The following is a 22,476-nucleotide window of genomic DNA, read 5'->3' on the forward strand; positions in this document are numbered from 1 at the left end:
CATCTGTATACTGAATAGCTTTTGCCGTTGCTATATCAAAAAAACTGGGGAAATTCACTACAATTTTCCCCAGTTTTTTTATTATCTGGTACAATCTAGGGTAAGCATCCGAATAGTACTTTAATTAAAAAGGATAGAACGTGTAAAATGGAGGTAAGTTTGTTGAAACGATATAAAAAAGTTCCTTTAGCAACCCCCCAGCTCATATCACTGGGGTTTGCAGCGGTAATTTTTGGTGGAGCTTTATTATTAATGTTGCCAATCTCTAATCGTCAAGGAGAAATTACACCTTTTATTGACGCTTTGTTTACTGCGACATCGGCAACTTGTGTCACCGGATTGACTACGGTTAATACTGCACAGCACTGGACACCATTTGGTCAACTCATTATTTTGCTCATGATTGAAACAGGTGGACTGGGATTCATGTCACTGCCTGTGTTCTTTTTTATGATTGCTAAAAAGAAAATCAATTTGCGAACTCGAATGCTCCTAAAAGATTCTCTTAATTTGGATCAGATGAATGGCGGTGTCAACTTGATGCGTTATATATTGTTAACATCTGTCATTATTCAGGGATTGGGTGTTTTTGCTTTGAGTTTTTCTTTTGTGCCACGCTATGGTTGGATTAAAGGAATCTGGTTTAGTATTTTTCATTCTGTTTCAAGTTTTTGCAATGCTGGTTTTGATCTGTTAGGGGATAGCTTGGCAAATGATCAACAAGATATCTGGCTCCTTTTTGTTGTCATGACTTTAATTATTGCAGGGGGTCTAGGCTTTTTAGTCTGGTATGATATTATGCAATATCATACGCGTAAGCGTTTGTCTATTCATTCCAAAATTGCATTAACTATGACAGCTAGTCTGCTTATATTCGGTACTTTCGGATTTTATTTGACGGAACATAATGCGCAGAATTTAGTGGTGGGTAACTGGCTACAACGCCTATTTAATACTATGTTTATGGCAGTAACGCCACGTACGGCAGGCTATTACTCAGTAAGCTACTTTGAGATGAGCCATGCTGGCTTAATTTTAACGATTGTTTTAATGTATATCGGTGGAACATCTGGCTCCACTGCTGGAGGATTGAAGACGACAACATTTGGTGTTTTACTCATTCAAATGAAGAGTATTTTGAAAGGTCGAAATCAAGCCGAATTCAGTGGTCGTACTATTCCAAATAGTGCTATTTTTAGAGCATTAACTTTATTCTTTATTACGTTGACGCTATGCATTTTTGCGACGATGATCTTATCCATTACCGAGAAAATTCCCGATGTGGATGGTTTAGGGTTGGAGTATATTGTTTTTGAAGTTGTTTCAGCTTTTGGAACAGTTGGTTTAACAATGGGGCTAACCCCTGAACTTAGTATAATAGGTAAGATAATTATTATTTCCTTGATGTTTATTGGTAGAGTTGGAATTATGACCGTATTATTCTCACTAATTGCAAAGTCAAGGCAGCAAGAGCAACACTTTAAGTACCCGGAAGAATCAGTTTTAATTGGTTAACAGCAGGTTTGACATAACAAGAATATGTAAACTAACATCCAAAAACGTATACCTTTATTTTTCTGGCATACATTTTTGGATGTTTAATTTTGACTGTATTGTTTGTTTGCGGTAATTATCAGCAAATTGAATATCACTTAACCAGGAACGAATTGCCCCTTTTTCGATAATTAACGGCATACGATCATGAATAGCTGCAACTGTTTCAGTTGGTTGAGTTGTCATAATAACTGATTCTAAAACGCCATTATGGTATCGATAAAAACCCCCAACATAAATCTCATTGCCGTCTTTCGGTGTGAATAGAATTTTATTTTTATTTTGGTCCCATTCAAAAAAACCTGTCATCGGAAACACACAGCGGCGTTGATAAAAGCTTTCAGCAAATAATGGTTTTTGCGTTACTGTTTCACTTCGAGCATTAATAATCCGATTCTTATTTTTCAGTGTCGTAAATCCCCACTGTGTAACTCCTAATCGGATTTTGCCATCTGAGCCCATGGCAAGAGTCACGACATTTTCACTGGGGGCAACTTCACCAAATTTCCCCAATTGTTGTAACTCCTGATAGTATTTTAATAATTTTGGTGTCTGCAAGTCAAAAAGATAGCGCCCACACATAACAAAAGCCTCCTAACCTCAGTTTCATACATTCATGCGCAAGTGCGCTATAATAAAAAAGGGTGATAATTTGAAGCAACAGGTATATGCATTATATCAGAAAATGTTCCAAAAGATGGGTCCGCAAGGTTGGTGGCCGGCTGATTCAAAAGAAGAAATTATACTCGGTGCCATTCTAGTTCAAAATACGAATTGGCAAAATGCCGCAATCTCGCTGAAAAATCTGAAAGCCGTGACAGGATTTTCTAGTTCTCAAATCGCATCCTTATCAATAGAAAATTTGCAGGAATTAATTCGTCCCAGTGGATTTTTTAAAAGTAAAAGTCAGGCTATTCACGAAATTTTCACATGGTTAATCCCATTTAATAGCAATTTTTTAAAAGTTAAAAATTATTATGGTAAAAGTTTAAGAAAAAAATTGCTTTCTTTTCATGGAATTGGAGAAGAAACGGCTGATGTTTTATTGCTTTATGTATTTGATGTATCTGTTTTTGTAGCAGACACCTACGCAAGACGGCTTTTTACTCAACTTGGTACGCCAGAGTTACATAATTATCAATCTTTAAAAAAACTTGTTGATTTAAGTCGATTTACTTTAGTAGAAGCGCAGGAATTTCATGGATTAATTGATGAATTTGGAAAAGTTTTTTTAAAAAGAAATACTTTTGAAACCAGTTTTTTAAATGATGAAAAAATTAATCTACGTCAGGAGTAAAAATTTATGAATCCATTTTTTACTGTCTATAAAAAGACACAACAATTTCTTTTGTTACAAGCTTATGCAGATGAAATTATGAATGCAGATGAGCTCATGACATTTTTGTTAAATGAAACAACAGATGAACGATTTTGTCTGATTAGTCAAAAAGGCTTATATTTGGTAATTCCTAATGTGTCCTTAGACGAGTTCAGCTACAATTTTTACACGCCCGCTAAGGTTCAAGTAACTTTAGCAAAAGAAAGGATTGCTTTAACAACTGAGTCAGAGACAATTTATTTATCTTTTAATGATAGAAGCGATGCCAAAAGCATTCTGGCGGATATTCACTTTTTGTGGGTTCATTAACTTCACATTTACGAACAAACGTTCTATACTATTGTTATTACCAACTTTTAGTCTGCTGATTTTATAAATGCATAAAATTCGCTTCCGTGACTAATTTTAGTAGTTGGATAACTAATTGAATGAGGGATATTATGAAGACAGCACTAACTTTGGCAATGGAAGAAGCTTTATATTTTCATTGTCGTCAAAAAGGTGACGTGGTAATTGAAGAAGTCGTGATGCCAGATGACCAAGGAATCGTTGATACCTTGTCTTGTAAAATATTACCAAATCAAACTTTTGAATGGCGTTGTTACGAATTGAAAGTGAGTAAAGCCGATTTTAAAAGTACAGCAAAATTGTCTTTTGTTGGCCATTTAAATTATTTTGTTTTGCCCCAATCATTGTATGAAAAAGTCAAAGAAGAAATCCCAACGCATGTAGGTGTACTTATCTTTCATCCGTATCTAGTTGATTGCCAATACGATGTACCGGGATATTTTGAAACTGTAAAAAAGGCGCAACGACAACCTTTACAAGTAAATGAAAATGAACTTCTATATCATTTAATTACCTCACAAGCTCGAGAAGTTAACAAGGCAAAACAAACCGAACGTGGATTGCGCGTATTTAGTACTGATCAACTTTATAAAGAGTTAAAAAGACGGGAGAAAGATTATGATATCTTTAATGGTGGCATCAATTACTACGATCGTTTTATTGCAGAAACACAAAACCAAGCAATTGAGGCTTTAAAAGAGGAGTTAGATGCAACGCGAGATGCGTATTTTACACTTGAACAACGCTGGTTGGAGGAGCAATAATGTATTATCCATATTTTCGTGGCAAACAATTTGATTTATTAGCTTTACGCCAACTCAGCGAAGTAGGTAAATTAAGTTCAGCTGTTTGTCCAGTTATTGAACCAGTTAAAGATAATCCTGCACTAGTAAAATTATTAGAACAATTTAACAAGACAAATCAACCTTATTTTCTAATTGACAACCCACAAGCTGGTGATTTTCTAACGTTAGCAGGACAAGAAAAAATACAGCGGTTAAAAAGCAGCAAAGCCCATTTTATTACGAATTCTTTGAATGACATTTGCCAATATCCATTGTTGATTGCGCCAAGTGCTGCAGTATTAAAAGACATTGATCTACCTAAATTTGAAATACCTATCCTTGTCCCTTTGGAATTTCGTTTGTTGCAACATATAAAGGGGCCAAAAATTGTCTCGGAAGATAATTTTTTACGCTTAAAAACTAATGCTTATCGAGAAATACCAGATGAAGTTTTTACTACAAGTCATTTGACGTATTTAAAAAGAGGGTTTGTAGGATTTAGCGACTTTTCAATTGACAGTCGTCTTTATTATGAACAAAGCTATCCAGCAAAAGAAATTGTATTGCATTTGGTATACTTTTCCGAAAACGGGCAGTTAAGAATCCATCATTTTGTTTCTCCACCTGAGGAATTACCGGATTTTGCGAGCCGTTTTTTAGCAGTAATGACAGAAGTTAGTCAGTTTCACGCGTTTAAGAGCGAAGATACGTTAGGGTTGAAAATTTTGAAGGAAGCTTACGCTAAAGGAAAATTTCCAGGCATGGGTGTTTTGCGTAAGGCTTGTGTTATGCATCATTTAGAGTTGATGAGTCGCTTTTTTGACCGAAAATTAAATTAATTTTTGCTAGATACGTAGTTTATCAACTGCGTATTTTTTATTTTCATAAAAGTTAGGCTTGCCGAAAAATATAAAATTGGGTATACTAAATTAAAGTTTTATATTTAGGCGCACCTAAAACAATTAAATGACGAGGTGAAATAAATGATTCGTTTTGAAAATATAACGGCGGCATACAACCAACAAATTGCAGTTGATAACATTAGTTTTGAAGTTTCTAAGCCAACCATCGTAGGTATTTTGGGTCCAAATGGAGCAGGAAAATCGACCTTTTTGAAAGCAGCCTTAGGGTTAATTCCTGCAACGGGTTTGGTCATGTATAAAAATGAACCACTCCAGAAAAATCAGCAAGAAGTCGCTTATGTAGAACAAAAAAGTGCAATAGACTACACGTTTCCTATTACAGTAGCAGAAGTAGTTTCATTGGGGATTTATCCTCATTTAAAACCTTGGTCAAGTATGAAGAATCAATGGGGGAAAGTTAAGACTGCACTTGAAACAGTGGATATGCAAAACTTTGCCAAACGCCAAATTGGTGAGCTTTCTGGGGGACAATTTCAACGGGTCTTACTTGCACGTACATTAGTACAAGACGCGAGTTTGATTTTTTTGGATGAGCCTTTTGTCGGTATTGATGCAACAAGCGAACAGATTATTATGGGTTTGTTACACAAGTTAAAGGAACAAGGCAAAACTATTTTTATTGTTCATCATGATTTAAGTAAGGTTTCGGAGTATTTTGACGAAATTTTATTATTAAAGCAACAAAAAATTGTTTACGGAACAGTTCAAGAAGTATTTACGCCTCACTATTTAAAGGCGGCTTATGGTGATTCTATTTTAGTTGGAGGTGATTTTGCATGATAGTACATTTTATTAACGGATTGATGGACTACCATTTTTTACAAAATGCACTAATCACTTCGATTGTAATTGGTATCGTAGCTGGCGCAATTGGCTGTTTCATTATTTTACGAGGTATGTCACTCATGGGAGATGCAATCTCTCATGCTGTCTTACCAGGTGTTGCGTTATCTTACATTTTAGGGATCAACTTCTTTATTGGTGCGGCCGTTTTTGGCATTTTAGCAAGTTTGATTATTACCTATATTGCGAATAACAGTACAGTCAAAAGTGATACAGCAATCGGGATTACGTTTAGTTCATTTCTAGCCTTAGGTGTGATTTTGATTGGTATTGCTAATAGTTCAACTGATTTATTTCATATTTTATTTGGGAATGTTCTGGCGGTGCAAGATAGTGATAAGTGGATTACGATTGGCATTTCTGCGTTGGTCTTACTACTACTAATTATTTTTTATCGACCTTTATTATTAACATCATTTGATCCCATGATGGCTAAAGCATTTGGGATGAAAGTAAACGTCTACCACTACTTATTGATGTTAATGTTAACGTTGGTCTCGGTTACTGCGATGCAAAGTGTAGGGACGATTTTAGTAGTAGCGATGCTAATTACACCAGCAGCGACAGCATATTTATTTACTAAACGTTTAAAGTATATGATATTACTGTCTGGAACATTAGGTGGTTTAGCCTCTGTAATTGGGCTTTTCATTGGGTATAGTTTTAATATTGCTGCTGGCTCTTCGATTGTACTAACTGCCGCAACGATGTTTTTGATTGGTTTTTTCCTATCCCCTAAAAAAATGGAACAAACAAAAGCGAAACAAAAAATATATGCTATAATTGCAGCCATTGTCATCTTCGGGCTTGGATTTTTCGGCTACCGACAATTTAGCACACCGCAAGTAAGCGACAGTGAAGAAAAAATTTCTGTCGTAGCTACGAATTCGATCATCGCGGATATGGTAAGGGAAGTCGCAGGTGACAAAGTGATCCTCCACAGCATCGTTCCTGTTGGAAAAGATCCCCATGAATATGAGCCTCTAGCTGAGGATGTTCGTAAAACGCAAGAGGCAGATGTAATTTTTTACAACGGGTTGAATCTTGAGACAGGCGGTAACGGTTGGTTTACGAAACTAATGGTTAATGGACAAAAAGAGCCAAATAAAGATTATTTTGCGGTCAGTGACGGTGTTGAGGTAATTTACCTTGAAGGCGATGGTCACGGCAAGGAAGATCCCCACGCTTGGCTAAATATCGAAAATGGAATTTTATATGCTAAAAATATTGCAAAAACATTAAGTGAAAAAGACCCTGTCAATAAAACAATCTATGAAAAAAATTTATCTAAGTATGAAGAAAAGTTAACCGCTTTAGACAAAGTAGCCAAAAAACAGTTTGCTAGTCTTTCTAAGAATGAAAAATTAATTGTAACCAGCGAAGGTTGTTTCAAATATTTCTCTAAAGCATATAATATTCCTTCTGCTTATATTTGGGAAATCAATACGGAAGAAGAGGGAACACCAGATCAAATTACCTCATTAGTTGACAAGTTAAAGGCTTCCGAGGTTAAAGCGCTTTTTGTGGAAAGTTCGGTTAATAAAAAACCAATGCAAAGCGTATCAAAAGATAGCGGTATTCCAATTTACGGAGAGATTTTTACCGACTCAATTGCTAAGCCGGGGAATCCGGGGGATAGCTATTACAACATGATGGAATATAACATAGAAACAATTTTCACAGGTTTAGCCAATAATCAATAAGAAAAAATAATGAAATTCTTCGATAAAAAAGCAGCGATGACATTCGCTGCTTTTTTATGAAATTTTTATGTATCTTTAGCAAAATAACGAAAATTTTAACAGAATTCCCAATTTAAAAACGATTTCATAAATTGTTATGCTAAAATAGAATTATCACGTTAAATAGGAGTTTTGTTATGGAATTGTTTAAGAATTCAAAATTATTTTATTGGACTGCCGAGCTAGTTTTAGTGATTGTAGGTGTTTATTTTTTGTGGCAGATGCCAGCAGTTTTTCTTCCGGTATTTAAAATGGTAGGGGCAGTATTATTGCCGTTATTTGTTGCAGGCTTTTTATATTACATGTTTGATCCCGTAGTTAATTTTTTACAAAAGCGAGGTTTGTCGCGGGTATGGGGCTTTTTACTTTCTTTCTTTGTTGTAGTAATTATTATTATTTTAGCTGCTATGAATGTTATCCCGCAATTAATTGAACAAACTATTCAATTGACGCAACAATTACCAACTTATGCCGATGAACTGGTGAAATGGTTAGATGAATTGGCCAAACAAGATGAATTCAAAAACTTTAATTTGGAGCAACAATTGGATTCAGCCAATATTACAATAAATCGGATTATCAATTTTGTCATTGTCAACGTTACTTCTAGTTTATCTTCCATATTTTCGGTTTTAACTAAATTTTTCGTGCTCTTATTTACAGTGCCTTTTATTTTATTATTCATGTTTAAAGATGGACACCGTTTCTTAGATGCGCTATCAAATTTTTTCCCGCGGACTATCCGTAGGGAATTAAGACAAACTGTTCGTGAATTAAATGATACACTTTCTGCCTATATTAGCAGTACAGTCTTAGATGCATTCATCATTGGGATCATGAGCTTTATTGCTATGACTATTTTTAATCAGCCCTATTCTTTGTTGTTAGCTTTGATTTGCGGCATTACCAATATAATTCCGTATGTTGGTCCGTTTATTGGTGCAGTACCAGCTGTTATTGTCGGAATGTTTATTTCTCCGTGGCAAGCATTGTATATGGCGTTATCTATTTTGGTTATTCAGCAACTAGACGGAAATGTGATCAAGCCACTTTTATTTGGTAAATCGCTAAATGTCCATCCAATTACCATTATCTTAGTCTTATTAGGCGCAGGAAGAGTTTCAGGGATTATGGGAATGTTAATTTGTATTCCTGTTTACGCGGTGATTAAAACGCTAATTATTAATATCCGAAAAATTTATTTACTCAAAAAAACAGAAGCTTTAGCTACGAACCTTGAAGAAACAGAAGAATAGTTCAAAATGATTTTTTGAAAAATTTTTAATTATCTACAAAAGGTCTGAACACTCAATTCTTTTGTGTTAAAAAAGCAGACCTAAATCTTCAGATGTTTTTATTTTTGAGAAACTTTAGTAAAAATATGTCGGATAATTGTTCTTATACCACTCCATGTAATTGGGTGGTATTTTTTTAATTGGTTGGTTTGAAATCATGCCAATTGGTTGTGGGCAGCAAAAAAAATTATTGCTAAACTTTATAGCAATAAGGAGGACAAAGCGATGACGAAAATCATGTTAACAATTGGTGGATCGGATCCTTTTTCCGGTGGCGGTATCCAAACGGACTTAAAAACATTTAATAATTACCATACATTTGGTTTATCTGTCTTAACTTCGATTGTTACCCTTGTTGATAATACGTTGGAAATTCACCCAGTGCCAAAAGAAGTTTTTGTAGCGCAGTTGAGAAGCGTTGAAGATGTGAGTTTTAGTGGGATTAAGATTGGTTTAATCGCCAATCCTGAATTTATTCCTTTGATTCAAAAATTTTTATTATCTCATTCAAATGTACCGCTTGTATTAGATCCCGTATTAGCTTTTAAAGAAGGCGATTCAACGATTGAAACAGATCTGTTGGCGGGGATTCGTAATAAATTAGCACCTCTTGCTACTTTAGTTACACCTAATTTGGTTGAGGCAGAAACATTGAGTGGCAGAGAGATTAACAGTCTAGACGAAATGAAAAATGTCGCTATACAATTACGAGACGAGTATAAGACCGCCGTTTTACTAAAAGGTGGGAATCGCTTAATTGGGGAGAGTGCGACAGACTTGCTAGCTTTACCTGATGAAAAAATTGTAAAACATTATCAAGCGCCAAAAATTAGTACGCGTACAATCAATGGGGCAGGGTGTAGTTTATCTGCGGCAGTCTTGGCAGGACTTGTTACTGATACCATGGAAAGCGCTGTGGATCTTGCAAAAAAATATGTTTATAAAAGTATACAAAGGGGAGTAAAAGTGACAGAAAAATTCGGTAGTGTCTATTTTGATAATTTATCAGAATAAATAGTCGTACAATAGAAACAAAAAAAGAAAAGATAAGAAGCAGGAGAGAGAATTATGCCAATAAAAAAACTAACTTTATATGCTGTTTTGGCAGCTTTAACAAGTGCAGTTTCATTACTTGTAGTTATTCCGATACCAGGGACAAATGGAATTGTAACGCTATGTGATGCTGGAATTGCAATAACAAGTTTATTATTCGGACCAGGAGCAGGATTTTTTGTCGGTGCTATTAGTGGTGGATTTATTGATTTGTTAGCAGGTTATCCGCAATGGATTGTCTTTTCATTGCTTATACACGGGGTACAGGGATTTGTATTTGGCTATTTTTTTAAACAAAATAAAACCTTAAAAGGACTAGGATTAGTTATGGGTATTTTAGTCATGGTAATTGGTTATGCTTTGGCAACGGATTTATTGTACGGTTTTGGCGCAGGAATTGCATCGCTGCCAAGCAATCTTTTTCAAAGCGCTTTTGGCGTTATAGTTGCCATACCAATAACTGCCACGTTAAAGAAAGTAACTGGAAAACGTTTGAAATTTAACCACTAAAAATGTTCAAATAAAAAGAATAGTTTATAAGCTTGTTTTATATAGATTAAAAAATTGCCTCGTAGGTATTTTAACTTTGTAAGCGAACAACTGCATTTAACACTTTTTAAATGCAGTTGTAAAAAACGACAAGGGAGGAGCAAAATCAGCGGAAATGTGGAAATAGAAGAATAATTTTGTGTTTTAGTTGTAGAATGCAAAATAAAATGCAACAGAGATTAAACCCCCCCCCCTTTAATTGCGTCTTTTGATTTTAAACCCCTTTAGTATCAGCATTTCATGGATGTTAGAAAATGTATAATCCTGTATAATTATGATGGTTGGGAACCGAGTAAAATAGTGAATGCTCAAGGAGGGACAAGCATGAAGTTAAGAAAATACCGTGAATCAGATTGTGAAGCAATCGTTAGTTTGTTTTATGATACTGTCCACAACGTCAATATTCGTGACTACTCTGAGATTCAGCTTAATGTATGGGCACCTAAATCGGCTGACTTTAAAGGTTGGAATAAGTCACTATTAGAGACCCGAACAGCCGTAGCCGAAATAGAAAATGTTGTAGTTGGGTTTGGAAATATTGATTCTACAGGATACCTTGATTGTTTGTTTGTGCATAAGAACCATCAGGGCGAAGGTATAGCTACTGCACTTTGTGACGCATTAGAAGCAACCGCAAACGGTGTAATCACTACTCACTCCTCGATAACTGCCAAACCTTTTTTTGAGAACAGAGGCTACAAACTTGTGAGAAAACAGGTCGTTGAACGTCAAGGCGTGGCTTTAATTAATTATGTTATGGAGAAGAACCAAGTTATTTAAAAAGAGGCTAACAGTCTAACTTTGTCTGATATTTAGATTTCTACATAAGGAGTTGTCTGAATATGGGTTCCTTTAAACATTTATCTGAATTTGAGCGTGGAAAAATTGAGCTAATGTGGAAGCAAGGCCACAAACAAGCAGAGATTGCTCGTGAATTAAACCGTAGCCGTAGTACAATTTCTAGGGAAATTATTCGTAGTCAGGAGTATCAAGACTACGAACGTTATTCTCCTAAAAGGCGACAACATATGTATCGTTACAACGCCTTAATCGCCCAGAACAATGCTAGACATCGAAAGTTAAAAATCGGCAGGAATACCAAACTGACTGATGAAATGAAGGCAGCAATCATCGAAGGTTATAAGAAAAAATGGTCTCCAGAGCAAATTGTAAATGCCGATTCAAGGGTATCCGTATGCGTAAACACTGTTTACAACTGGATTTTGCGTGGCTTTATTAAAGAGCTTGATCGCCGATTAGTTAAACGATATCGTAAGAAATCAGCAAGAAAGTATAGAGCTTTAGGCAGAAATGAAAGCGAAATGGTGTTAAAAAGATCTATTGAACAGCGCCCTAGTGTTATTAATAAGCGTGAACGTTTGGGAGACTGGGAAATTTGATTGTGTACTTCCATCAAGAGAAGGAAAAAAGTGCATTGTAACACTTACTGAACGCAAATCTAGATACACATTTATGGCCCTAGCAGCGAGTCAGAGCGGTAGTTCAATGATTCCTGTAATAGATACCTTCATGTCGCTTCACGGAGACGCTGTACATTCGATTACGTGTGACAGAGGTCGTGAGTTCGCAAATAGTACATTCATAAGCTGTATTGAACGAAACTATCATAAAAAAGTGTATTTTACTCATGCTTATGCGCCACAAGAACGAGGAACAAACGAGAATACAAATGGCTTAATACGAGCTTATTTGCCCAAAAAGCAGACTTTTGAATCGCAATCACAGTTTGATATGATCCATATTGCGAATCAACTTAACACTAGGCCTAAAAAGATACATGGCTTCAAAACTTGCGCAGAAATCTTTAAAAATGAGGTGTTAAAACTTGAACGGGACAACGCATATATACCCAACAATAGTGTATAAGTTTTTATTAAGATGTTGCATTTACTATTGACATCCGCCTTTTGTGTTTTAGTTTACATAATATATATTATACGAAGTTAATAGTCTGAGGCGAATGTTAAGATTAAGCGCAACTATACATTGCTTTTATATAAATATAGTTCGTCTTTTGCTCTTTTAAACCCTGTCGGTAAACTTAAATTGATACGATTGTTCGACAAAAACATTTTATAACAAATGAAATAATCTCTTGAAAATATCATGTAATTCTCGCGTATTCTAGTTTAAACTTTTGAGCTGGTGTTTTCCAATTTAGAATTTTTCTTGGTCTAGTATTTAAGTTTTCTACAGCGTCATCGACGATACGTTGCGAGACATTCTTAAAATTAAACGGTTTAGGGAAATATTCTCTAAGTAATCCATTATGATTTTCGTTAGAACCACGTTCATGAGGTGCATACGGATTTGCATAGTAAATTTTGCACCCGAAGGTGTCTTCAATAAGACCGACTTGAAATTGATTTACAAATTCAGTTCCTCGATCACAAGTAATAGATTTTACCCCTTGAGGATACATTTCTATTAGTTTTTTAATCGCTGCCATCATAGCGCGGCCTGTTTTATTAGGGAGTTTAATTGCTACGTATTGTCGTGTCTTTCTTTCGATAAAAGTTGCTAGACAGGTTGATATGCCTCGTTTTGAAACTACTGTATCAGCTTCCCAATGACCAAATTCTGTACGAAGCTGAACAGCTTCTGGGCGCAAATCAATGGTTCTATTTTCAAAGAAAGCTCGATCAATGCGAATCTTCGATCCAGATGACTTTACTTTATATCTTTTTCCATGTCTCCTAAGCTTTTTGATGTTGAAATCAATGGTTTTTGAGTAAATCCAGTTATAGATCGTGGATGTACATACCTTTACGCTTTTAATGGAATGTGCAATTTGTTCTGGAGAATATTTTAGATTCAGATATTTTAAAATAGTTTTGGTATTGTGAATCGTGGCTTTTTTAGTAACTCCACAGTTTTTTTTCCGCAATTTAGCGATATTTTGTGCACTTGAAGCTTGATAAGGCAACCGTGCGATACTGTTGGCTTTTCTAGCTTCAGTCCCCCGTTGAATCTCCCGAGTGATTGTTGAACGATGGCGATCTAATCTACGTGCTATTTCAGCTGGTCGTAATCCTTCGTCAAGATAGGCTTCAATTTTCCCACGCTCTTCAGCGGTTAAATGTTTATATACCATGTATCAAACTAGCTCCCTTGCTCTATTAATTACTACGGCAACGAATGATTTGACAATGAACCTTCACAGATATGAGATCCGCTTCCAACTAGGAGCTAACTTAAGACAAGTCAGCTCAGCCGATACAAGGCTATCATATCTGTGTTCATAATCAAATCGTACTCCCTGCATTATGCAGGCACAGCGTATCATATTAAATAACGAGCATCAATATAAGTTTGCGGAGGTTTGTTGCGCTTTATTTTGTTAACCAGGAGTTAATAGTCTGAATTAAAAGTGGACAAGCTTCTTTTTTTGCTTTTTTCTTCACTGTACTTCTATTGATTACGAGTATAAAACTATTGCTCTTTAAAGTTTTTTTCATTTCCAGTCATTATAGCAATATTGTCTTCTTAAAATAAATGTTAAATTAATTGCAGTTATCAATTAAGGTTATGTAGGATATGAATCCGTATCAATTGTTTGAATTAGATACAACCATTTTAATGATAAAATCCGATAATTGTATTGAAATAATAAAATAATTTTCGAATAAGCTAACTTAGGTATTTCTATTATTACAAAAAAACAGAAAATAAAATATAAAATTTGTATTCTGAGATAATCAGACATTCTAAATTTATAAAATCGTTGGTATTTTGCTTCTATCCAGTAAATTTAATAAAATAACATTGGATATTAACTGTGTCCAAATTTTAAAAAGACATTCTTTGACTTAATACAATTTCATAAATAATACCTCGCCTCTTTATCATTTTAATTGATATAGTTAGGCACTAACAACAAAATTTCTTATTGATTGTATATGTCTTTAATAAGATGATGTTAATTCATAAAAAAACTGCTGACTTCTATGCTGTCAGCAGTTTTTTTTTAAACTTCTTTTAATTCAGGTAGTACTGTTTTATCTTTATCTCTACGAGCAATTGCAGGTAAAATCATACCTAATAAAATTAATACAATTGGTGTTAAGATGTTTGTCATTAATTGGAACCACCAAGCCTTTGGATTTGTTGCGTAATCCAATTTTGGAACCATTCCCAAGACACAGGCAAACGCTGTAAATGCAAAGCACCATGTACCGGCGATAAAGCCAAGCTTTGGATTTTTTAAGAATTTATACTCTGATTGATAATTTTTCCAAGCTTTGTTTAGCATCATGTAAGCAAAGAATACCCATAAATAGCGCATTGGCATTACAACAGAATTCAGGTTAGTCATCCATTTAACTAGCTCATCAGTGTTACCAATTCCTAAAATTGGCAACAAGATGATGATGCTGACCAAAATACCGGTCAATAAGTATCCGTTAACTAAAGTACCTTTAGCTGAACGTTTTCTTAACCAATTTGGCACAAACATTGGATCAGCATCTGCTAATAAGATTTGTAACGGTGCATCAATTGAAAAAGCTAATGCTGAAATTTGCCCAATAGTATTGGTTAGTGCATAAATAATCATCAATAAGTTTCCAACACCGTAATAATTACCTAATTGTTGGAATGCGCTATAGGCTCCGTTACGCATTAAATCAGCTGGTATATTATTGCTGGCAAATAACATACCCATTGCTACAGAACCCAAAATTGCAGAAACCCCTACCATTCCTGCTAACAAGAACATACCACGAGGAAATTCTTTCGCAGGATTTCTCGTTTGATTTACGTAAGGCGAAATTTTTTCAGCTCCCCCAACGGCGAAAACTAGCATTGAGATTGTTGTGAAATAGGAAAAATCAAACTTAGGAATGTAAGTTTTAATATTTCCCATATCAGGGGTTGCAAATTCCATACCTTTACTTACAGCAGGTGCCCCGACTGCTAATAAGATAAATAGAATTGACATCACAAACATTGCTGTACCGGCTAGACCGCCGATAACTTTTAATGTTGTTAGACCCTTCGTTGATAAATATAAGAATAGCAAGAAAATAACTAAACTCAAAAGTGCGATTGTTGTCATTGACATGTTTGATACCATGTCCCCGTTGCCTTGCACAGCCCAACCTAGTGCAATTAATATTGCTTGTGGTTTTTGCGCAAGATATGGGATATGCACTACCCAATAAGTCCACGCAGCGTAATAAGCTAAGCGTTTTGTCGATGTGTTTTCAACCCATGAGCTGACGCCGCCTTTGCTGTTTCTAAAGGTTGATCCAAGCTGACCGACAATTAAAGCATATGGAATAAAATAAAGTGCTAAGATCAGAATCCATGACGTGACAACAGAGATTCCTTGTTGGGCATAGTTATTTACAACATTTCCTAAACCCCAAACCATATTAAAAGCAATTAAGCCTACGGTGAACCACCGCAATTGTTTTTGATTTTGACTCATGAAAAAACTCCTTTAAATAATAAATTGCAACTTCTATATCATAGTTATTTTTAGAGGAATCTTCAACTACTAAAATACGGAATTTAGCACAGTTTCACCAACAATTAATACTACTTTCATTTAAAAGATGAATTTTTGGTAAAAACGTTTACATAAATGTTATCTAAATAACAAAATATCAAAACAACTTTTGAGTAAGTAAAAAAGTTGTTTTGATATTAGTAAGCTTTTATTCTAAAATTGTAGCCATATTTCCTATAATAATCCTGTCAGACATATTTTTCTCGTGTTTATAGTGAAAAGAATTGTTTTTTATTGAAATTGAATGGCTTATTTTTCTGCAAAAGAAGCGAATTTTTTAGGGGTAATTTTTCAGATTTAATGACGATTTTGATAACGGCACGATACTGAATGTATTCAATCGCTATTTGTTTTGACAAAACAAATGTTCTCCCTATCTTTTGTTATTCCTCCTCCTAAAAAGGAGATTTTTTGCTTACAACCTTCCCGAATGATCATCGTTTTTTCCAGATAAGAGTGTCGATAATTATTTTTTCTTGTGATTTGATTCAAATAGACGAGACGTTCTGCTTTATCACTTCTTTGATACCACTGCTTTTTCTTGTCAATTCTTTTGCGTAGGAAGTTTTTCAACAGAATCGGCTGTAATTAAACGATAATTATTGGCATTAATTGTCAATTGAATTTTTCTTTCCGGTTGCCAGATATAGTAATTTTTCCCAAAACGGGTGATTTTGGTGTCTTCAGCAAGCAAAATCACTTGTACAAGTTTCTCGATTTGACCTGAGGTATAGTTTGTTTTTAGTTTTTTGTTGAATCGATCGTATACAAGTGGTGTGTATCCAATATTACGTGCAATATTTTTTAACATCAAAAGTCTCCTTTTACATGGTAAGGCTTTCTTTTAAGATAGTATACTTGGCTGTAAGATTCAAATTACACCAATAATATTACTGAAAAAACACGCTATACACTTAAACTTCACCTGCGTTTTTGCATAGCTTTGTTTTCAATTTCAAATACTTGTGTTGCTACATTGTCCACAAAATAGTGATCATGTGAGGTAAAAAGAACAGTAGCAGGATATTCTTTTATCAACTTTTGCAGAGCCTCAATTGTATTGAAATCGACGAAGTTAGTAGGTTCATCTAAAATTAAAACATTACTTGGCACAATAAAAGTAAGGGCTAACGCAACTCGGGTCGCCTCTCCTCCGCTCAAATTGTTTATCTTTTTTTCTAATTCTATTTGAGTAAATCCCAAATTGTTTAGAATACTACGTACAACACTTTCAGAAAAATCACTTTGATTTAGCATGTACTGTAAAATTGTTTCAGAACTTGTGAACATGTAATCTAACTGCTGATACATTGCAAACTTTACTTTAGGTGATATTACAATACCTTGTCCACCAGTCACAATTTGATGCAACAAACTACTTTTGCCACTGCCGTTTTTGCCGATAATTGCAATTTTTTCGCCATTTGCAAATTGGAAATCTACATCTTTTAACAAAATTTTATCACCACGAAGACAAGTTACTTTCTCTCCGCGAATAGGATAAGGATTATAAATTGCAAGTGACTTTGGTAAAGGAAAATGAATTGGCCTTATCTTGCCTGTTGTTTTCACCTCCTCTAGACGTTCTAAGCGGCTCTGTAAAGCTTTAGCGGTTCTATGAGCATTTTTTTGAATGGTATCTTTTTGTTTAGAGGCAGCTAAGCGGTCTGGTTTAATATTGCGTTTTCTTTGTTTTGCTGAAGTTTTAGTTATTTTATCTGCTTGCTGTCTTTTTTGGATAATCGCTTTTTCTAATTGTCGTTTTTCTTTTTGATAATTTTTAGCAGCATTTTTTCTAGAATTTGCTTCAGCCTTTTTTTGATTCAAATAATCGGTGTAATTTCCGGTATATTCTGTTAGCTTACCATCAGCTATTTCCCATATTTTTGTGACCAATTGATCCAAAAAGTAGCGGTTATGGCTAACTGTAATTAGTGTTCCATAATAATAATGCAATTCTGAAATCAACAAATCTACGCCTGCTTGATCTAAATGAGTGGTTGGTTCATCCAGTAACAAACCTTGCCGATACTTTGAAAGTGTATGTGTTAAGCGCAGTTTTGCAGCCTCACCGCCACTCATTTGCTCCGATTTTTTTGGAACATGAAAACGGGATAATAACGTCCAATCTAACTCGGAATGTATAATCGCTTGCTTTTTACATTGTTCATAGTAACTAAAAGGAATATATGTTTCAATTTGTCCTGTTTCATTATGGGTAACATCCGCAAGTAATTTCAATAAACTACTTTTCCCCACTCCATTTTTGCCAATAATCCCAATTCTGTCATTTTCATAGACAGTTAATTCTGAAATAGTAAATAATTCTTTTGCACCGTAACTTAATGCGAGATCTTTTATTTTTGCTACTAAATTTTCCATGTTTTTGCACTCCTTAACAGCTTGCAAAAGCACAAAAAAGAGACAGTCTGTAACTGTCTCTGACATTTCAAATAAAACCGTATAAAAAAGTATATACGCCACCTATGAAAGTATCATGCTTTACAAGACTCTTTAAATGTTTATTTACTTATCATTTAAAAAGTCAAAACGTAATTTCATCGCAGCAGTCATTTCTATACCTCTTTTCATTCTTTAATTCTATTAAAATATAGCACAGCAAGAAAAATCGTGCAATAAATTACTAAGAAGATAAAACAATTTGCCGTAACATTGTCACAATTTCTCTTTGCGACATTTTTGGATCGATTATTTTCTCGTTTTCAAACCTTAAATAGTCTTTATTTAACCACCAACGAGCCATATCTTTTTCTGAAAAAGAACACCGTTGCTTTCTTTGTTGATGACGCATAACAGTGACTGTAAAAGGAAGATCAAAATAATAACAATTTGTCTGATCAAAAATTTTCCTTAATTTATTTAGCATCTGACCATATATTTCACGATTCAAAATTCCTTCGATAATTACGACAGGATAATGTTTGTGACCAAACATGGCGAGGTTTTCAATTGCTAAAACCGCTAAATGAGACGTATCATCCTTGACATTTAACATATCTCGTCGTACTTCATCTTGTCCAATCCGCATGACAACGCCGTTAGGAAAGCTGTTTTGTAGTTCTTTTGCGACAGTTGTTTTGCCACTACCAGAATTCCCACGTAAAATAATCAGTTTACTCATAATTTTAGACCTTCTTCAACAATTGACGTTCTGTTCGCAAAATACCATATTTAACAGAATCCCAATATTGGCCTTGCCAATAGCGGACCTTTCGAATTTGGGCTTCTTTTTTCATCCCTAGCTTTTTTCCTAAGGCAATCATTGCGTAGTTGCCAGACCACGTTGTGTACCCTACTCGTTCAATCTTTGGATAAATATCAAATAGGTAGTTAATCCATAAAGTTGCAGCTGTTTGTCCAATTTTTTTGTTCCAATTTTCAGGGTGATAAATGGCAATACCAAACTCTAGCCATTTTTTCAACGAACCATCTTCAAAATACGCTGTTACCACACCTACCATCTCATCATCGTAAAAAATGACACCCGCATTGTCTCCGGCTACAAAACGTGAACCAAATCCCTTTTGATATTCTTCCCAAGAAAGAATTGGATCTTTAAAATAGGGGCCATCAAAATTCTTCCAAGTCAAATTTGCTTTAGGACCATAGCTTATTTCCCATAGTTTCGCTAACGCCGTCTTTGGAATATTTCTAATTGTAATTGGGGCTTTTGCTGCTTTTATATTCATAACTTTCCTCCTTTTTCTTATACTATATCCGCTTCTTCTTAACTTTAGCATACTCTATCTATTCATTGAAGAAAACCTATGCAACTAAAGTAAATAACAGACTAGCTTTTTTTTGATAAGAAAAGACTTTTTAAAGTTAGGCAAAAAGCCAAGACAGCGTAGTTAACGCTGTTTTGGCCTTTTGATTAACTGTCTAATTCAATTACACGGTCAACAAAGTCTTCATAAAACTCTGCTTCGTGGGATACGACTACAATTGTACCAGGAAAGGAAACTAGAGCATCTTGCAAATTCTCTTTTGAAGCTTGATCGATGTGATTTGTCGGTTCATCAAGAAATAAAAAATTACTTTTTGGGATCATCATCTCTGCGAGCTTCACTTTTGTTTGTTCACCACCACTTAAATATTTTAAAGATTCTTGAACATGTTGACTTGTTAACCCAGCACGAGATAAGTAGCGGCGTAATTCTTTATTATTAATCGTTGGGTTTTTGTCACTTAAATAGTGTAAAGGAGTTGCTAAGGGATTTTCCCAAGCTAATTCTTGTTCAAAATAATTGATTTTTGTATGTTGTGGAAAATGAAATTCACCACCAAAAGCAGGGATAAGTCCCAGCAGTGTTTTAATTAATGTTGATTTCCCAATTCCATTAAATCCCCGTAGTGCTATTTTTTCTCCAGTTCGGATTGTCAAATCAATAGGTGCTAAAAGCGGTTTGTCATAGCCAATGACAAGCTTAGTGGTCTCTAGTGCTAAAGTACTCACGATTGGTGCATAAGTAAATGTGACATGTGGTTTTGGTGCATCTGTTGGCGGTGTTAGGCGCTCGATTTTTGCTAACTGTTTTTCCCGACTTTTGGCCATTGTAGACCGAGAACCGGCTTTATATTTACGAATATAGGCCTCGGTCTTTTTTATGTGATCTTGTTGTGCTTCGTATTGGCGCATATACGTTTCTTGTTGTAGCTCTTTTAATTTCAAAGCACGATAAAGATTTCCAGTGTACTTCGTCAGCTTGCCAAATTCAATATCAATAATATGTGTAGTAATGGCATCTAAAAAAGCTTGATCATGAGACACAACAACAAAAGTACCATCAAAATCTTGTAAAAATTGTGTTAGCCATTGAATGTGGTTATCATCTAAGTGGTTTGTTGGTTCATCTAAAATCAACAAGTCTGGTTTTTCAAGTAGCATTTTTGCCAAAATAATTTTAGAGCGTTGTCCTCCGCTTAAGTTTTTTAAAAGATTATCCATTCCTAATACATTAATGCCTAATCCTGTCGCCAAGTCATCAATTAAAGTATCCATTTGATAAAAAGAGCCTTGATCTAACTCGTTTTGTAGGCGGCCAGCCTGTTCTAATAAACGATCGTCAAGACTTTCACTATAGTCTTCATAAAGGCTTGTTATTTTCGCTTCTTTTTTTAAATCTTCATTGAAAGCAGTCTGCATAAATTTACGAATTGTTAAGTGTTCATCTACTCCAACATACTGATCCAAATAGCCTAAACGTAAATTTTTAGGGAAAATAACTTGCCCATTATCTGGCAAAATCTCGCCCGTAATGATTTTGATCAAGGTACTTTTGCCTGCTCCATTGCGACCAATTAATCCAACGTGTTCCCCTCGATTAACTTGAACAGACACATCTTCATATAAAACTTTATCTCCAAATTGCTGGGTAATATTTTCTAAACGTAACATGGTTAGATCCTCATTTCTCATAGTAAAAAGCGCCAGATAAAATTCATCCGCCGCTTTTATTTATATCCAGATGGTATTAGACAAAGCCTAACATGAAGCTAAAAACTTGTCAAAGACTGAATTAAAAATTACAGTTTATCGTGGAGTTTGAACTCTTTAGTAGTAGGATCTGCCTCTTTTATATCGTCGGCATAAAAAAGAAAATGTTCTCCTGAATCAAGATCCGTAGCGATGATAAGGCCCCGCCGTTTTAAATCTTTTGTTTGTTCAATTTGGGCGGTACGGGTTAGTTCTTTGGTATCAAAATTTGATGCAATGGCATTACCAAGATTAAAAAAAACTGTTTCTTCCATCGTAATCTCCTCCTTACACTTTATTTTACCACGGAGGTAGATTTTTCTGATACTAATAAGAGTTACTTGCAATGTTTTTATTTTTAGTGATAATAAAATCAGAGGTGAGAAAAATGAGCCAAATTACTGAAAATGAGTTAAAAGAACAATTAGCTGCAATGGTGGAAAGCATACTGTCCGTTGCTAATTTAAAAGAAGAAGATATTTTTGTTTTAGGTTGTTCCACTAGTGAAATTATTGGCGGTGTGATTGGTAAAAATTCCAGTGCTGAAGTTGGCCAATGGGTGATTCAAACGCTAAAAGATGTATTGGATCCATTAAAGATTCACTTGGCCGTGCAAGGCTGTGAACATCTAAATCGGGCTTTAGTGGTGGAACGTTCGGTAGCAAAAGCTAATCATTTTGAAATTGTATCCGTTAAACCAGCATTACATGCTGGGGGTGCTTGTTCAGTAGCAGCCTTTGATCAATTTAATGATCCGGTTGAAGTTGAACATATCGTCGCGCAAGCAGGGATTGATATTGGGGATACTTCCATTGGCATGCACGTCAAACATGTACAAGTTCCAGTGCGTCCTGTTTCGAATACGCTCGGCGCGGCGCACGTTACTGCATTGCGGAGTCGCCCTAAATATATTGGCGGCCCGCGAGCTGTTTATGAATAAAAGCTTTACTTTCTGGTTTTATTAATTTTTTTACAAAAAAATGCGAGACGGATGCCTATTAAAGGTCTGTCCCGC

Annotated in this window: 23 protein-coding genes and 1 pseudogene; 15 read left to right on the forward strand and 9 right to left on the reverse strand. The window is 35.1% G+C overall.

Annotated elements, in window-relative coordinates; translation table 11 throughout:
- Positions 1–159 precede the first annotated feature (159 nt).
- Complete coding sequence (locus EsVE80_RS06245) at positions 160–1,515, forward strand: TrkH family potassium uptake protein (RefSeq protein ID WP_173102941.1); 1,356 nt, start codon at positions 160–162, stop codon at positions 1,513–1,515.
- Between the two features lie 54 nt (positions 1,516–1,569).
- Here the strand turns inward: EsVE80_RS06245 and EsVE80_RS06250 are convergent, their stop codons facing one another.
- Positions 1,570–2,136: an SOS response-associated peptidase gene (locus tag EsVE80_RS06250; RefSeq protein ID WP_173102942.1), complete on the reverse strand. Its 567-nt coding sequence runs from the start codon at positions 2,134–2,136 to the stop codon at positions 1,570–1,572.
- A gap of 70 nt (positions 2,137–2,206) precedes the next feature.
- Here EsVE80_RS06250 and EsVE80_RS06255 point away from each other — a divergent pair, with 70 nt between their 5' ends.
- The 13 genes and pseudogenes from EsVE80_RS06255 (at position 2,207) to EsVE80_RS14065 (ending at position 12,318) form a co-directional block, all read left to right on the forward strand.
- Positions 2,207–2,851, forward strand: a complete 645-nt coding sequence (locus tag EsVE80_RS06255) for an endonuclease III domain-containing protein (protein WP_197745913.1) — start codon at positions 2,207–2,209, stop codon at positions 2,849–2,851.
- A 6-nt stretch (positions 2,852–2,857) separates the two neighbouring features.
- On the forward strand, positions 2,858–3,202 hold the full coding sequence (locus EsVE80_RS06260) for a hypothetical protein (RefSeq protein ID WP_173102944.1): 345 nt from the start codon (positions 2,858–2,860) through the stop codon (positions 3,200–3,202).
- A 131-nt stretch (positions 3,203–3,333) separates the two neighbouring features.
- Entirely contained in the window at positions 3,334–4,005 is a 672-nt protein-coding gene (locus EsVE80_RS06265; protein WP_173102945.1) for a hypothetical protein, read from the forward strand.
- On the forward strand, positions 4,005–4,865 hold the full coding sequence (locus EsVE80_RS06270; RefSeq protein WP_173102946.1) for a sce7725 family protein: 861 nt from the start codon (positions 4,005–4,007) through the stop codon (positions 4,863–4,865). The genes EsVE80_RS06265 and EsVE80_RS06270 overlap by 1 nt, the downstream gene beginning before the upstream one ends.
- A gap of 144 nt (positions 4,866–5,009) precedes the next feature.
- The gene (locus EsVE80_RS06275; RefSeq protein WP_173102947.1) at positions 5,010–5,729 is read left to right on the forward strand and encodes a metal ABC transporter ATP-binding protein; all 720 of its coding nucleotides are present in this window, start codon (positions 5,010–5,012) and stop codon (positions 5,727–5,729) included.
- A pseudogene (locus EsVE80_RS14055) lies at positions 5,726–6,562 on the forward strand (metal ABC transporter permease subunit); the annotation flags it as partial. The gene EsVE80_RS06275 and the pseudogene EsVE80_RS14055, both read left to right, overlap by 4 nt.
- A complete protein-coding gene (locus tag EsVE80_RS14060) occupies positions 6,536–7,495 on the forward strand; it encodes a metal ABC transporter solute-binding protein, Zn/Mn family (protein ID WP_408639874.1) in 960 nt (319 codons plus the stop codon). The pseudogene EsVE80_RS14055 and the gene EsVE80_RS14060, both read left to right, overlap by 27 nt.
- 176 nt (positions 7,496–7,671) lie before the next feature.
- The gene (locus EsVE80_RS06285; RefSeq protein WP_173102949.1) at positions 7,672–8,790 is read left to right on the forward strand and encodes an AI-2E family transporter; all 1,119 of its coding nucleotides are present in this window, start codon (positions 7,672–7,674) and stop codon (positions 8,788–8,790) included.
- A 264-nt stretch (positions 8,791–9,054) separates the two neighbouring features.
- On the forward strand, positions 9,055–9,843 hold the full coding sequence (locus tag EsVE80_RS06290; protein WP_173102950.1) for a hydroxymethylpyrimidine/phosphomethylpyrimidine kinase: 789 nt from the start codon (positions 9,055–9,057) through the stop codon (positions 9,841–9,843).
- Between the two features lie 54 nt (positions 9,844–9,897).
- Positions 9,898–10,392 (forward strand): ECF transporter S component, encoded by a 495-nt coding sequence (locus EsVE80_RS06295; protein ID WP_173102951.1) that lies wholly within the window; start codon positions 9,898–9,900, stop codon positions 10,390–10,392.
- Between the two features lie 363 nt (positions 10,393–10,755).
- Complete coding sequence (locus EsVE80_RS06300; protein WP_031644628.1) at positions 10,756–11,211, forward strand: GNAT family N-acetyltransferase; 456 nt, start codon at positions 10,756–10,758, stop codon at positions 11,209–11,211.
- Positions 11,212–11,273: 62 nt separating this feature from the next.
- On the forward strand, positions 11,274–11,831 hold the full coding sequence (locus EsVE80_RS06305; RefSeq protein WP_173102952.1) for an IS30 family transposase: 558 nt from the start codon (positions 11,274–11,276) through the stop codon (positions 11,829–11,831).
- Positions 11,803–12,318 carry an IS30 family transposase gene (locus tag EsVE80_RS14065; RefSeq protein WP_173102953.1) on the forward strand — a complete coding sequence of 172 codons (516 nt, stop codon included), beginning with the start codon at positions 11,803–11,805 and terminating at the stop codon, positions 12,316–12,318. Before EsVE80_RS06305 ends, EsVE80_RS14065 begins: the two co-directional genes overlap by 29 nt.
- Before the next feature lie 238 nt (positions 12,319–12,556).
- On the opposite strand, the gene EsVE80_RS06315 is transcribed toward EsVE80_RS14065, so the two are convergent.
- The 8 genes from EsVE80_RS06315 to EsVE80_RS06350 form a co-directional block, all read right to left on the reverse strand.
- The gene (locus tag EsVE80_RS06315; protein WP_002337512.1) at positions 12,557–13,546 is read right to left on the reverse strand and encodes an IS30 family transposase; all 990 of its coding nucleotides are present in this window, start codon (positions 13,544–13,546) and stop codon (positions 12,557–12,559) included.
- 873 nt (positions 13,547–14,419) lie between these two features.
- Positions 14,420–15,883, reverse strand: a complete 1,464-nt coding sequence (locus tag EsVE80_RS06320; RefSeq protein WP_173102954.1) for an APC family permease — start codon at positions 15,881–15,883, stop codon at positions 14,420–14,422.
- Positions 15,884–16,508: 625 nt separating this feature from the next.
- Positions 16,509–16,775 carry a DUF3781 domain-containing protein gene (locus EsVE80_RS06325; RefSeq protein WP_173102955.1) on the reverse strand — a complete coding sequence of 89 codons (267 nt, stop codon included), beginning with the start codon at positions 16,773–16,775 and terminating at the stop codon, positions 16,509–16,511.
- A 110-nt stretch (positions 16,776–16,885) separates the two neighbouring features.
- Positions 16,886–18,346, reverse strand: coding sequence for a ribosomal protection-like ABC-F family protein (gene abc-f / locus EsVE80_RS06330; RefSeq protein ID WP_173102956.1), 1,461 nt, complete (start codon positions 18,344–18,346; stop codon positions 16,886–16,888).
- Between the two features lie 262 nt (positions 18,347–18,608).
- Positions 18,609–19,106, reverse strand: a complete 498-nt coding sequence (locus tag EsVE80_RS06335; RefSeq protein WP_173102957.1) for an AAA family ATPase — start codon at positions 19,104–19,106, stop codon at positions 18,609–18,611.
- Between the two features lie 4 nt (positions 19,107–19,110).
- Complete coding sequence (locus tag EsVE80_RS06340) at positions 19,111–19,674, reverse strand: GNAT family N-acetyltransferase (RefSeq protein WP_173102958.1); 564 nt, start codon at positions 19,672–19,674, stop codon at positions 19,111–19,113.
- A gap of 185 nt (positions 19,675–19,859) precedes the next feature.
- Positions 19,860–21,383, reverse strand: a complete 1,524-nt coding sequence (locus tag EsVE80_RS06345) for an ABC-F family ATP-binding cassette domain-containing protein (RefSeq protein WP_173102959.1) — start codon at positions 21,381–21,383, stop codon at positions 19,860–19,862.
- 128 nt (positions 21,384–21,511) lie between these two features.
- Complete coding sequence (locus tag EsVE80_RS06350; protein ID WP_173102960.1) at positions 21,512–21,736, reverse strand: hypothetical protein; 225 nt, start codon at positions 21,734–21,736, stop codon at positions 21,512–21,514.
- A gap of 113 nt (positions 21,737–21,849) precedes the next feature.
- On the opposite strand from EsVE80_RS06350, the gene EsVE80_RS06355 reads away from it, so the two are divergent.
- On the forward strand, positions 21,850–22,401 hold the full coding sequence (locus EsVE80_RS06355) for a TIGR01440 family protein (RefSeq protein ID WP_173102961.1): 552 nt from the start codon (positions 21,850–21,852) through the stop codon (positions 22,399–22,401).
- The last annotated feature ends 75 nt before the right edge of the window (positions 22,402–22,476 follow it).

The sequence above is a fragment of the Enterococcus saigonensis genome (assembly GCF_011397115.1).
Taxonomy (GTDB): Bacteria; Bacillota; Bacilli; order Lactobacillales; family Enterococcaceae; genus Enterococcus_C; species Enterococcus_C saigonensis.